We start from the raw sequence: 12,888 nt of genomic DNA on the forward strand, positions 1-12,888 counted from the left end.
GCCGGGGTCTGCTGCGCTTGCGCGGTCCCGCCCCCCAGCCACAGGAGGACGGCGACGGCCGGTGTCGAGAGCCAGGTCTTCATCCGCCCGTGACCTCCAGCACCACGTCGTGCTCGATGCGCTGGTCGCCCGCGCGCGCCAGCGCCGTCACCAGATAGCGCCCCGGCCGCTGTCCACGCACCGCGATGGGAATCACGTTGCTGCCCGCGCTCAACGGCTGCGTCCACTGGTAGGAACGCAGCGGCAGTTCCTCTCCATCCGCCCAGAAGGACAGCCCCTCCGGCAGGCTCACCTGGAAGTCCGCCTGCTCCACGGCCACGTCCGCCGTGAAGTCCAGCTTGATGACCGCCACCTTGCTCACCGGCACCTGCGTGCCGGGCCGCTCGAGCTCCGCCATCCCCGGGCCTTCCGTCCCCGTGGCGCCAGGCGTGCCACGCACCGCGCCCAGCACCAGGAAGGTGGCCACGCCCATGGCGACGCCCACCGCCGGCCAGAGCACCGGCGCTCGACGCCGCCAGAAGTCCCGCACCGCATCCCACCCCGACGCCGGTGTAGGAGGACCGGCCTCCACCAGCCGCCGGTGGAGCAGGGCCTGGAAGTCGGGCCCGGGCGCGTCGTCCCGCAGCGCCGCCAGACGCTCGCGCAGCGCGCGGTCCTCCCTGTCCTCGGGCTCACTCATTTCCTGCTCCTTGCTGCATGCGACGAAAGGTCCGGCCCGGATGTTCCAACCGGGTCATCTTCTTGCGGGCCGTCAGGGCCCTGGCCCCCCGCCAGCAGGGCCTTCAAGTGCGCCCGGCCCCGCGACAGGCGCGACTTCACGGTGCCCACGGGCACCCCTTCAATGGCCGCCACCTCTTCATAGCTGTGCCCTTCCACGTCGAAGAGCACCACCGCCGTGCGGAACTCCGGCGGCAGGGCCCGGAGCGCCCGCCACAGCCGGTCCCGCTCCTGGGCCCGCATGAGCCCCTCGTCCGCGGACTCGGCGTCCGACGCCGCCTTCGCGTGCTCCTGCTCCAGTGGCTCCTCGCGCGAGCGCTCGCGGCCGGCGCGGCTGCGGGTGGCGTCATAGAACGCGTTGCGCACCACCGAATAGAGCCACGTCTGGAACGCGGACTGGAAGCGGAACGAGCGCAGGTTCTTGTAGACCTTCACCAGCGCTTCCTGCGCCAGGTCGTCCACGTCCGAGTCCGACGCGGCGAAGGCCCGCGCGAAGCGGCGCACGCGCGGCAGGTGCGAGGACACGAGCAACTCAAAGGCACGCACGCTGCCGTCCTGGGCTTCGAGGATGAGTGCGCGCAGCTCGTCGTTCACGGTCGGCCGGCACTCTATCCGGCCCCGGTGCGCGCTCAAAAAGCCCCGGGAAATTCCCCGCCGGGAACACGGCGGAAATTCATTTCGTCTCACGGGGGCAGACGGACAGCGGCCGGGCACCGGATGACAAGGGAGCACGCACTCATGAGGCACTCGAGCAGGGGCAGTCAGTGGCTGGGAGCAGTCGCGCTGGTGGTGGGCACCATGACGGTCGGCTGCGGTTCGCAGACGTCGACCACGGACGCCACGTCGGACGTGTCCCAGGCGGTGGAGGCCGCGTCGGACTCTAGCGACGCGGTGGAGGTGTCCAGCCTCCTGCACGGCCTGGACAAGCTGCGCCCCCAGGCCATCGAAGGCTTCCACTGTGACGCGAGCCCCGACATCACCACCGTGGACGTGTGTGGCAAGACGCTGCCCGCCACCGTGCACCTGGAGTGGACCGACTGCGCGGCCCCCGCGCGTCCCGAAGGCCGCGGTGGTGGCGGAGGCCTGCCTCCCGGTGGTGGCGGCGCGCCTCCTCCGCCGGAGGGCACGGGCTCGCCGGTGCGCGGCCAGCCCTTCGACGGCGGCGCTGGCGGCGGGAAGCCGGGAGGCCCCGGCCCGGGCCCGCGTGGCCCCTCCAGCGGCACGGTGGACATCGTGAACGCGTACGAAGCCTCCGCGGACTGCACGGGCGCGGTGACCCAGAGCCAGACCGTCACCTTCGAGGTCTCCAGCACCAACTCCGACGGTGAGGTCTCCACCGTGAAGGGCACCACCGCCTCCACGTCGGAGCTGGTGGACGGCGCTCCGCCCCGCCAGAAGAGCACGCAGGCGGACGTGACGCGCACGCGCACGGATGCGGACGGCACGGTGGTGAAGTCGGTGCGGCTGGAGGGCTCGCTGTCCGTCGCCTTCTCCACCGACACGCCGCCGGTGCGCACCATCGACGGCGCGTACACGGAGACGGCGCTCGACGGCACGCAGGGCACCGTCACGCTGGCGGGCATCGTCCGGCCGTCGCGCGACGTGTGCCCCTGGCCCACGGGCGGCACGCTCACGCGCACCACCGCGGATGGAGAGAGCCACGTGCTCACCTTCGGTCCGGAGTGCGGCGACGGCACGCTCGACGGCGCGGAGCTGAGCCTGCCCGATCGCTGCGAGCGCGGCGGCGGCCGCCACTAGCCTCACGAGGCGTCGCGGTCCGGGGGCGCACCCAAACCCCTCCCCCGAACGTCCCCGGGCCGCGAGCCTCAGCCGCGCTTCGTCATGTCGAACAGCGCGCGGGCCTGCGGCCCCAGGAACCCGTCGAACCCTCCCGAGCGCTGGGCGATTTCGAAGTACGCATACGGCCATGCGCGCGTGCCACCCCCCCGGAGCGTCAGGGGCAGCGGGGCCGCGTGCGTGGCCGTCTGCCTCAGCGACGTGCCGGGTGCGCCCTCGATGTCTGCCTTCATGGGCACGCCCGCCTCGCGCATGCGCCGCTGCCACGCCTCCACGTCGTCCACCGCGCCGGTGAAGTGATTCACCTTGCGGCCGAAGGCCAGCAGCCACGCGCCGTACTGCGTCTCCTTCTCCAGCTCCAGCAGCACGGCCTCGTCCGGAGGCGGCGGCGCCGTGAACCACGCCGCGAGCGCCTCCACGTCCTCCGGCGGCGGCGGATCCACCGGCAGCGCGGCGAGCAGCTCCCGGGCGCGCGGCGACAGTTCCTCCGACTTCAACTCGGACAGGAAGACGCGCGGCAGTCCTTCCGGGTGGGACAGGTAGATGGCGGACAGGTGCGCGTCCGGGAACGTGTACGTGCCGGCGGGCCGCCAGCCGAACCGCTCGAACACGCGGGAGAAGAGGGCGATGCCTCCCTCCGGCCGCGCGAGCGTGCGGAACGCGACGTGGTCGTTGCGGAAGCGTCCCCCGGACAGCGCCACGAAGGTGCGCGCGTAGGGGACTTCGGAGGCGTAGCGCTCCCACAGCAGGTCCAGCAGCCGCGAGGCGTCGGAGGCGGAGGTCGTCATGCGCGGCATCCTATGCCGCGGGGTGCTCCCCTCAAGGACCACGCAGCGTGTCAGCGCGTGAAGCCGTCGTCCTCCGGATGTCGCGGTGAAACATCAGCGACAACCCATTTTCGTGCGTCGGTGCGTATGGGGACGTGACTCCACGCGGAACGCCCTTCGTTCCGCCACAGGGGACCTTCTCATGACCCATGATTCCCTCCGGCGCCTGGGGCGCTGGCTCCGCGTCATTGCCCTGGGGGCGACCGCGACGCTCGCCTCCACTTCCGCCGCGCAGGTCGCCAACGTCAGCGGGGACGACCCCGTCATCAGCTTGGGCGCGTACCACGGCTGTGGCCTGAAGCTGGACGGCACGCTGGGCTGTTGGGGCAACGGCTGGCATGGCCAGAACGTGGCCCCGTCCGGCACCTTCACGCAGGTGAGCGGTGGCTACTTCCACACCTGCGGCGTGAAGACGGACGGCACGGTGATGTGCTGGGGCGCCAACGACAGCGGGCAGACGGCCGCGCCCTCGGGGGTGTTCAAGCAGGTCACCAGCGGGGGCCACTTCTCCTGCGGCCTGCGCACGGACAACACGGTGGCGTGCTGGGGCGCCAACGACAACGGGCAGGCCACGGCGCCCTCCGGCACCTTCCGCCAGCTGAGCGCGGGCGTGTGGCACGCGTGCGGCGTGAAGACGGACGGCACGGCGGCGTGCTGGGGCGGGAACTGGGGCGGCCAGGCCCTGGCGCCCACCGGCACCTTCACCCAGGTGACGTCGGGGGAGCTGCACAGCTGCGGCCTCAAGAACGACGGCACGGTGGTCTGCTGGGGTGACAACAGCCAGGGGCAGACCGCGGTGCCGTCGGGCACGTTCCAGCAGATCAACGCGGGCGACCACCACACCTGCGGCGTGCACGTCACGGGGCCCGTGTCGTGCTGGGGCGCCAACGCGAAGGGCGAGTCCTCGCCTCCCGCGGGCACCTTCGCCCAGGTGGCGGCGGGCTACGACAACACCTGCGCGCTGAAGTCCGATGGCAGCGTGGTGTGCTGGGGCAGCACGGAGTACGGCCAGGGCAACGACCTGCCGACGACGCCCGTGTTCGGCAACAACCCGGGGCTGAACCTGACGCCCACGCGCCACATCAGCGCGGGCTACCGGGGCATGTTCTGCGGGGTGACGGGGACCGGCGTCCTGTCGTGCTGGACGAAGAACTACGTGCCGGCCTACGCGCCCACGGGCACGTTCGCGCAGGTGAGCGTGTCCGACGGCGGCGTGTGCGCGCTGCGCACGGACGGCTCGCCGGTGTGCTGGGGCAACTACCTCTACGTGCCCAATGGCAACACCGACCGCTTCGTGCAGCTGGCCTCCGGCCAGTACCACGTCTGCGGCCGCCGGCCGGATGGCACCGTGGCGTGCTGGGGCAACGGCTTCTATGGCCAGCTCGCCGTGCCGCCCGCCACCTTCACGCAGATTGACGCGGGCGGCAGCCACACCTGCGGCGTGAAGGCGGACGGCACCGCGGTGTGCTGGGGGGATGACTTTGGCGGGCAGAGCAGCGCCACGCCGGCGGGGACCTTCTCCTCCGTGGCCGCGAGCTGCAACAGCAGCTGCGGCATCCGTCCGGATGGCAGCGTGGTGTGCTGGGGCTTCAACGGCATGGGCCAGAACAACGCGCCTGCGGGCGTCTTCACGCAGGTGGACCTGGGCTGCAACCTGAGCTGCGCGCTGAAGGCGGACGGCACTTCGCAGTGCTGGGCCGGTTACTACCTGAGCCCGCTGGTGCGCACGGATGGCCCCTTCAGCCAGATCGTCACCGGCATGGACGAGGCGTGCGTGCTCCGTCCCTCCGGGCTGGTGAGCTGCTGGGACCGGGACGGCACCTGGCCCGGTGCCCCGGCCAGCTTCCCGTAGTCGCGGCACCGCGAGTCCATGTGTCCGGGAGGGCCCGTTCCAGGGGGACGGGCCCTCTGTCTTTTGAGCGCCGACCATCTTTCGTATTAACAAGCGTAGGCCCGCTTAGGGTGGAAGACCGGAAGACAAGGACACACACATGAGTGGAATGAAGATGGGGCTCCTGGCCCTGGTGTCGGGCCTGCTGCTGGCGTGCGGAGGGACGTTGGAGGCGGAGTCGCCGGAGCTTTCGCATCAGGCGGCGGGGCTGTGCGGCAGCTGCGGTGACAGCGTCTGTGACCCCAGCACGGAGAACCGATTCAACTGTCCGCAGGACTGCGCTGGCTCCACCTGCGGAGACCGCAGTTGCTGTGACGGCGAGACGCCGGACAGCTGCCCGCAGGATTGCCCCTTCGCCTCGAACTTCTGCTACCTCACGCCGGATTGGTTCTCGGCCCCCGTGTCCGCCCGGCTGTGCGCCGTCTGTGGCGACAGCATCTGTGATGCCAGCTCCGAGAACAGCTCCAACTGCCCGCAGGACTGCGGCGCCGCCAGCTCCTGCGGCGACAGCATCTGCGACCCAAACACGGAGACCCGATTCAACTGCCCACAGGACTGCGGCTCGACGTGTGGGGATCACAGCTGCTGCGACGGCGAGACGCCGGACAGCTGCCCGCAGGACTGCCCCTTCGCCTCGAACTTCTGTTACTTCACGCCGGAGTACTGAGCCGGACTGACGGCGCGCGGCGCGCTTCCGTGCCCACGAGCACCGGCGAACTGTTCAAGGGGCCTGTTCCTGGAAGCGGGGACGGGCCCCTGTCTTTGTGCGCTGCCTGTCTCCTGTATTGCCAATCACAGGCCCGCTTTGTCTGCTGCAACGAGACTCCGTCCAGCTGCCCGCAGGACTGCCCCTACTCGGCGCCGTACTGCTACGACACCCCCGTCAACTGAAGCCCTTCCGGGTGCCCGGCTGGGTTCAGTGCAGCTCCACGCCGAGCCCGCCGAAGGTCATGGCCTCCGGGTGGCCGCCGTCTCCGGAGTGCGTCATCGGCGCCTCCGCGAGCCCCACCGCCACCAGAGAGTCCCCGTCCGCGTCCACGCCCAGCAGGTGGAAGTGGCGGTCCTGTCCCTCGGGGCCGGGCCGCTGCGTGCGCACCGTCTGGCCGTCCGGGGACGCGAGCGCGAGCAGGGCCCCGGCGCCGCGCGAGATGCTCATCCCGCCGGACCACCGGTCCCACCCGGAGGCGCCCACGGCGACCAGCCCCGCGTCCGTCCAGCGCAGCGCGGAGAAGTGGTCCGCGCGGCCCGTGTCCACGCGGTGCTCGAAGCGCAGGGCGCCCGAGTCGAGCGACCACACGCCCAGGTAGCCGTCGTAGGGCGTCATCCGGTCCTGCACGCCCGGCGCGGACGGGTACCAGGCAATGGCGCCATCCGCGCCCTCCGTCACCACGGTGCCCGCGACCGCCACCTCCCCGCCGCGCACCGCCATGTCGAAGACGACGAACTCCGCCGCCCGGGCGGGCACGAAGACGTGCGTCCCGATGCGCGTCCCCACGGGCGTGAAGGCCGTCACGGCGAAGGGCTGGCGCTCGGTGTCCACCGTGGAGGTGACGTCTTCACCGGAACGGCAGTGCACGGAGGTGAAGTCGTTGAACGTGCGGCTGGAGGCCATGCAGCGGGAGCTGTTCCAGGTGCGGCCCACCACCAGCTGGCCCTCCGCGTCCACGGCGAGCAGGGGCCGGAGCGCGGCCTCGCGCCAGCGGAACTCGTCGTAGGCCCAGGCGGCCGGCTGCGTGGAGTGTCGTCCGTCGACGACGCGGGTCCACTGCTCGCGGTAGCGCCCGTCCGTCCACTGGAGCGTCATCAGCCCGGACGCCAGCTCCTGGGTGTTGGGACCGCCCTCCGGGACGGCCACGAGCGACAGGAAGGCCACGGCCACGTCCTCGCCGCGCGCCTCCGTGCGCAGCCAGCCGTCGGTGAGGGCGTGGACCCAGGGGGACTTCATGCGGAACGCCGGGGAGGGCAGGGTGCCTCCCAGGTCGGAGGCGGGCAGCGTCGCGGGCGCGGGCAGCGGCTGCCTCGACAGCACCTGCCCGTCCGCGGACAGGCGCACCAGGTCGAAGGCCTCCGCCGTCGCGCCGGTGCGCTCGACGCCCAGGGTCGTCTCCCCGGACGGGTGCACGGTGAAGTCGCTCAGGTGCTCTCCGGCCGCGGCGTCGAACCGCCACAGCGGCGTGCCGTCCTGGGCGGACACGGTGAGCCGGCGGGTGTCCCTGCCTTCCGCGTCCCGCGTCGTCTCCAGCACGAAGGTGCGTCCGGAGGCCCGCCGCACCTTGAGCCCACCGAAGCCCGTGCGCGGCTGCACCGCCGAGGATGGCGTGCCCTGCTCGAACGCCCGGACGAGCCCGGGCACCGCGCAGTCCGTGCCTTCACAGGGCGACGCGGGCCCGTCCGTCCCGTGGCAGGCGGAGGCACCCCACGACAGCAGGGCGCCCAGCAGGTACCGCGTCCGACGGAGGTTCATGGCTCGCATGCCACCTCATACGGAGGCAGCTCGCCCGGTGGGTCGTGCCCGCCGGTCCTGCCGACTGGCCGGAGGGCACCCCCCAGCGTCATGCGGCGCGAACCTGTCCGACAGTCGGACAGGTCTTGCGCGAAGGGCTCCCGGGGCGGGGCACGTGCGTCCTTCCGCGCCCCGGGGGGCCCACCCGCTACGGCACCGAAACGGCCTGGAGGGCGGCGCGGCTGGGCGCCTCATCCCCCGTGACGCTCACCACGAGGCGCTGGAGGCAGCCCGCGAACTCCTGCTTCAGCGCGTCCGCCGTCACCGCCTGGAGGTGCGCGGGGCGCTGGGCCAGCGACTCCACCGGGAAGCCCCGCACGCGGGCCTCGAGCAGCGCCGCCACCCAGGCGTCCGTGGAGACGAACGACACCGCCTGTTGCGCCAGCAGCCGCGCCCGGGCCTGCTCCAGGTCCTTCGCGGACACCTCCTTGGAGAACGCCGCCAGCGTCTCACGCAGCGACCCCACGCCCTCGCGCAGCCGCTGCGCGTCCAGGCTGCCCTCCAGCAGCAGGTGCGCCGCGCCGCCCCGGCCAATCCAGGGCCGGGCCCAGAAGCCGTACGACGCCCCCGTTCCGGAGCGCGTCCGGTCGTAGACATCCACCTCCAGCAGCTCCGCCATCAGCGCGTAGCGCGCCTCCAGCTCCGGCGTGGCCGTGGGCAGCCGGCAGGCCAGCTGCACCTGACCCTGGCTGGCGCCGGGGCGCGCGGTGAAGAGCGTGTTCACGTTCGCGGACGCGGCGGGCAGCACCGGCGCCGGCGGCACGGCCACCGGCTGCGGCTTGCCCCGGCTCCAGTCGCCCAGGTACTTGCGCACCATCGGCTCGACCTCCTTCACGTCGAACTCTCCCGCCACCACCACCACCGTGTTGCCAGGGCGGTAGACGTCCTCCAGCCACGCCTGCGCCTCCGACCAGGACACCTTGCCCATCTGCGCGCCCGTCGCCTCGTTGGCGTAGGGGTGCGTGCCGTAGAGCGCGTGCATCAGGTCCCGGTGCGCCAGCACCTCCGGCCGCGTGTCCACCGCCTCGCGCCACGGCTGCACCTGTTCGCGCCAGTAGCGCACCACGTCCTCCGACGTGCGGGTGGTGGACAGGTCCTCGGCGAGCATCGCCAGCATGTTCCCCACGTTGCCCGCCGTGCCGGCCATGTGCACCTGCAGGTGGTCCAGCTCCGTGCGGGTGCCCGAGTGCAGACCCCAGTCGCTCAGGTGGCCCTCGAAGAACGACTCGCGGAAGGCGCCCCACTTCGCCAGGTCCGCCACGCCCGGCTTCTCCCCGTGCGCCGTCCCGCCGCCCAGCGCCGCGCCCACCCGCACCACCGGCAGGCCCGGCCGGGGCACCAGCAGCACCTCCATGCCGTTCTCCAGCTTCAGCACCTGCACCGGGGTGGTGGTGGCCGTCATCATGGACGGCGTGACGCGCTCGCCACCCTCCACCGCGGGCTCGCCCCCGGGCAGCTTCGCCAGCACGGGGACCGCCGTCGGGGCGCCGCTCTCCCCGGGCCGCACGAGGATGGCGTGCGCCCGGTCGCGCTGGAGCCACTGGTACGCGAAGTCCGTCACCTTGCCGCCGTCCAGCCCCATCAGCGCCATCTGCGAGCGCGTGTACGAGCGCACGTCCGTCGTGAAGTGGGTGAGCAGCGCGCGGCTCTTCGTGCGCGCCAGCAGCCGCTCCGACTCCAGCACCATGCTGGTCACCACCTGGCGGCGCAGGGACTGGAAGTTGAACTCCTGGCCCAGCACGTTGCCGGCCGCGATCTCCCCGGTCCAGGTCCTGTACACCTGGTCCAGCACCTTCTCCGCCGAGCGCTCCGGGTGGTCCCCGCGCGACAGGTGCACGCGCACGATGAGCAGCGACGCGCGGGTGCCGGACACCAGGCTGGTGGAGATGCCCGCGATGTCGCCGTCGTTGCGCACCGCATCCCAGAGCTTGTTGTCCAGGCTGACCTCCACGAAGTCGTGCAGGGCGCTGGCCTCGTCGAAGGCGCGCGGCAGCACCCACGACAGGTACAGCTCCGGCGACGGCACCGCCGCCGCGTACACCGGCAGCGTCTTGCTGACCGGCGCGACCGGGGGCTCCGGGCGCAGCGCGGGCATGCGCGCGTCCTGGGCCAGCGGGGCGCCGGTGCCCGCCCACGCGGGCGGCAGGTGCTGCTGGAGCGTGGCCTCCACCTCCGCCAGGTCCACGTCCCCGGAGATGACCAGGGTGACGTTGTCCGGACGGTAGTGGGCGCGCGCGAAGCGGTGCGCGTCCGCCAGGGTGAGGGCGGACAGCGACTCGTGCGAACCCGCCACGGGCCTCGAGTACGGGTCCCCCGCCGGGAAGGACGCCGCGTGCACCCAGCTGTACACCTGGCCGACGTAGCCCGTCTCGTTGCGCTGGCGCAGCTCGTTGCGCACCACCTCGCGCTCCACCGCGAAGACCTCCGGGCTGACGTTGGAGAGCGGCGACGACAGCCGCTCGCCCTCCAGCTTCACCAGGTCGGCCAGGGACTCCTTGGGGGCCACCTCCTCATAGGCGGTGTAGTCCAGGCTGGTGGAGGCGTTGGAGTGGCCCGCGCCGGAGGCGTTGAGCCGCGCCCTCACGGAGGGGCCGTTGGCGGGCCGCGCGCGGAAGGCCAGGTGCTCCACCAGGTGCGCCAGCCCCTCCTTGCCGCCCGGGTCGCTGGTGCTCCCCGCGCCCACCACGGCGACCACCGCCACCACGGGCGCGCGCGCATCGCGCTCCACCACCACGCGCAGGCCGGACGGCATGCGGAAGTCGCGCAGGGGGAAGGACACGTCGCGCATGACGACCTGCCCGCGCTGCGGAAGCGTGGCGCAACCGCCCAGCGTCAGGGACAGGGAGGTCAGCGCGGCCACGGCCAGGCGCGACGCGCGGAGGGAACCCGACAGGAAAGACATACGACTCCAGGTACGAACCCGGAGGCAGCCCACGCGGGGCGCACGGCCCCACGCCTCCCCCCGGGCGGAAAATGAATGGATGCAGGTGTGGAACGACCGGGGAGACAAAGCCTGACGGGAGCAGGCCGGAGCGGCAAAGGCAGACGACAGCGGGTTCATAGCATTGCCGCCAGGGGCGCGTCATCCCTCCCCCCTTTCAGGAAGGGAATGGCAGGAATTGCAGGGAGCCCGGGCTCCGCCGTGTCCACGGGGGCCTTCCGGATAGGATGCGGGCCATGTCCCGTCCGCCGCGCACCGTGCTGCCGCTGCTGGCCTGCGCCCTCTGCGTCTCCTCCTGCTACTGGCTCGACAACCTGCCCAGGGCCTCGGGTGAATGCGTGGGCACGCATCAGGGACGGCGCGTGCACTGGCCCCTCCTGGAGAGCTCCTCGCTGGTGCACCGCTCGGAGCGGGGCGAGCTGCCGGACACCTTCATCGACCTGGACTACACGCCGGACGGCGAGCCGGTGCTGGAGGGCTTCGGCGTGGACATCCACCTGGTGGAAGACGCCCGGGTGGAGGAGGACCGGACGGTGGGCCTCCGCCCCCGGGAGGGACAGCTGGTGCCCGCGGAGCCGTCGCTGGTGACGCGGTGGGTGGGGAACATCGGCGGGGCGTCCGGCTACCTCGCCTCGCCCGGGGTTCCGGTGGAGGGCTCGGTGACGCTGGATGAGGTGTCGGCGTCGGCCGCGGAGGGACGCTTCGTCTACCGCTACGCGGACGGCGGCCAGCTGACATGCACCTTCGAGGTGATTGTCGCCGCCAGCGAATGACGCGGTGGGACTGACGGGACGGATGGGGGGGCCGGTTAGGATGGGCGGATGTTTCGATTCCTGTCCCGCACCGCGCCGCCGTTGCTGGCGTGCGCCCTGTCCACCGTCGCCTGTGACTCCGTTCCGAAACCCGAGGGTGAATGCCGGGGCTCCCACGGCGCCCAGAGCGTGGTGTGGCCCATCGACACGAACGCCGTGATGTCCGCGTACTCCCACTACGATGGGACGCAGGGGACGCAGCTCAGCCTGGCGTACACGCCGGACGGCGCGCCCGAGCTCGCGGGCTTCGGCGTGGACATCTTGATGCCCGGAGAGCCCACGGTGACCGCCGGAGCGTCGACGCTGAAGCTCCTGCGGCAGGGGCAGGCGCTGGTGGCGGAGGACCCGTCCCGGATCCGCGAGTGGCGCGCGCACGTCGGCCCCCTCACGGAAGGCTTTCCCGCCGCGTCCGGCGTTCCGGTGGAGGGGACGCTGACGCTGGACCGGCTGGTCCAGGGGGACGGCGAGGCCCAGGGCCGCTTCGTCTACCGCTATGAGGACGGCGGCGAGCTGACGTGCACCTTCAACATCACGGACCGGGTCTACACCGACGACAGCGATTGGGGCGGCGGTGGCGGTGGGGGCTGGGACGACGACGATGACGACGACTGAGCCGTGCGGCGGCGTTTGCTAGTCTCAAGGCCATGGGCGTCCACGACTACCGATGCAGTGTCTGCGGTCCTCCCACGTCGTACGCGTGCGGTGAGAAGACCGGCGAGGAGTGCGAGGAGGAGGGCATGGGCGATGACCAGGCCGTCCTGGACCTGTTCTTCTTCGCCGCCGACGAGGCACCGGAGGACGCCGACGCCTTCGAGGAGGCCCGGGGACGCGCGCGGCGCACGCGGACGCAGCCCTTCGGCTACGACTGGGGCGAATGGGAGTTCGTCCCCAGCCTCAACTACCGGCAGCTGCTCATGGATGACGACGACGCCACGGGCATCTGGCGCATCGAGCCGTTCGACGAGGATGAGAGCGACGGCAACCCCGTCTCGCTGGAAGTTCCGGAGGACGAGCGCGTCTGGGTGGTCAACTACTGCTCCAATTGCCATCCGCTGTTCGCGGAAGGGAAGCAGCCCCCGGACGAGCCCTGTCTGGAATACCTCCGGGCCGTCGCGGAGAACCTGGAGCTGGACTTCGACGGCGTGAAGGGAAGCGCGGACAAGGCGGGCTTCATCGCCACCGTGCGGGAGCGGGTCGCCCGGAGGCGGCCGGTGTCCCGCTGAGAGCGGCCCCGCCTGCTGCCCGGGTTGCCCCGGCCGAGTTGGCCAGCAGGCAGGCAAGGGGCACCTCTCCCTCCGCCACGACGCGGCGCACCACCGGTTCCTAGGTTGAGCTCATGGCGGAGCACGTGCCGCCAGGGGAGGGCCGGGATGCGGGACGTGAGGGCCGTGGGGCTGGCG

Annotated in this window: 11 protein-coding genes; 6 read left to right on the plus strand and 5 right to left on the minus strand. The window is 72.0% G+C overall.

What is annotated here, in order from left to right; all coding sequences use genetic code 11:
- Window positions 1-79: 79 nt before the first annotated feature.
- Both D7W79_RS27935 and D7W79_RS43840 read right to left on the minus strand, forming a co-directional pair.
- Window positions 80-679 (minus strand): hypothetical protein, encoded by a 600-nt coding sequence (locus D7W79_RS27935; protein WP_120528442.1) that lies wholly within the window; start codon window positions 677-679, stop codon window positions 80-82.
- Window positions 676-1,311: an RNA polymerase sigma factor gene (locus D7W79_RS43840; RefSeq protein WP_158617065.1), complete on the minus strand. Its 636-nt coding sequence runs from the start codon at window positions 1,309-1,311 to the stop codon at window positions 676-678. Before D7W79_RS43840 ends, D7W79_RS27935 begins: the two co-directional genes overlap by 4 nt.
- A 144-nt stretch (window positions 1,312-1,455) precedes the next feature.
- Here D7W79_RS43840 and D7W79_RS43845 point away from each other — a divergent pair, with 144 nt between their 5' ends.
- The gene (locus D7W79_RS43845; protein ID WP_158617066.1) at window positions 1,456-2,475 is read left to right on the plus strand and encodes a hypothetical protein; all 1,020 of its coding nucleotides are present in this window, start codon (window positions 1,456-1,458) and stop codon (window positions 2,473-2,475) included.
- A gap of 68 nt (window positions 2,476-2,543) precedes the next feature.
- On the opposite strand, the gene D7W79_RS27945 is transcribed toward D7W79_RS43845, so the two are convergent.
- Window positions 2,544-3,302, minus strand: a complete 759-nt coding sequence (locus tag D7W79_RS27945; protein WP_120528451.1) for a DUF1338 domain-containing protein — start codon at window positions 3,300-3,302, stop codon at window positions 2,544-2,546.
- Between the two features lie 181 nt (window positions 3,303-3,483).
- On the opposite strand from D7W79_RS27945, the gene D7W79_RS27950 reads away from it, so the two are divergent.
- Together D7W79_RS27950 and D7W79_RS27955 are read left to right on the plus strand one after the other, a co-directional pair.
- A complete protein-coding gene (locus D7W79_RS27950; RefSeq protein ID WP_120528443.1) occupies window positions 3,484-5,193 on the plus strand; it encodes an RCC1 domain-containing protein in 1,710 nt (569 codons plus the stop codon).
- A 139-nt stretch (window positions 5,194-5,332) separates the two neighbouring features.
- Entirely contained in the window at window positions 5,333-5,899 is a 567-nt protein-coding gene (locus tag D7W79_RS27955; protein WP_147442086.1) for a hypothetical protein, read from the plus strand.
- Between the two features lie 249 nt (window positions 5,900-6,148).
- Here D7W79_RS27955 and D7W79_RS27960 read toward each other — a convergent pair whose 3' ends face one another.
- Window positions 6,149-7,696 carry a hypothetical protein gene (locus D7W79_RS27960; protein WP_120528445.1) on the minus strand — a complete coding sequence of 516 codons (1,548 nt, stop codon included), beginning with the start codon at window positions 7,694-7,696 and terminating at the stop codon, window positions 6,149-6,151.
- Between the two features lie 187 nt (window positions 7,697-7,883).
- Window positions 7,884-10,637, minus strand: coding sequence for a M16 family metallopeptidase (locus D7W79_RS27965; RefSeq protein WP_120528446.1), 2,754 nt, complete (start codon window positions 10,635-10,637; stop codon window positions 7,884-7,886).
- 275 nt (window positions 10,638-10,912) lie between these two features.
- Here D7W79_RS27965 and D7W79_RS27970 point away from each other — a divergent pair, with 275 nt between their 5' ends.
- Genes D7W79_RS27970 through D7W79_RS27980 form a run of 3 tightly spaced genes read left to right on the plus strand, consistent with a single transcriptional unit; the run spans window position 10,913 to window position 12,711 of the window.
- A complete protein-coding gene (locus D7W79_RS27970; protein WP_120528447.1) occupies window positions 10,913-11,449 on the plus strand; it encodes a hypothetical protein in 537 nt (178 codons plus the stop codon).
- A 48-nt stretch (window positions 11,450-11,497) separates the two neighbouring features.
- Window positions 11,498-12,100 (plus strand): hypothetical protein, encoded by a 603-nt coding sequence (locus tag D7W79_RS27975; protein ID WP_120528448.1) that lies wholly within the window; start codon window positions 11,498-11,500, stop codon window positions 12,098-12,100.
- A 32-nt stretch (window positions 12,101-12,132) separates the two neighbouring features.
- The gene (locus D7W79_RS27980; protein ID WP_120528449.1) at window positions 12,133-12,711 is read left to right on the plus strand and encodes a hypothetical protein; all 579 of its coding nucleotides are present in this window, start codon (window positions 12,133-12,135) and stop codon (window positions 12,709-12,711) included.
- Window positions 12,712-12,888: the final 177 nt, after the last annotated feature.

It is taken from the genome of Corallococcus exercitus, from assembly GCF_003611585.1.
Lineage (GTDB): Bacteria > Myxococcota > Myxococcia > Myxococcales > Myxococcaceae > Corallococcus > Corallococcus exercitus.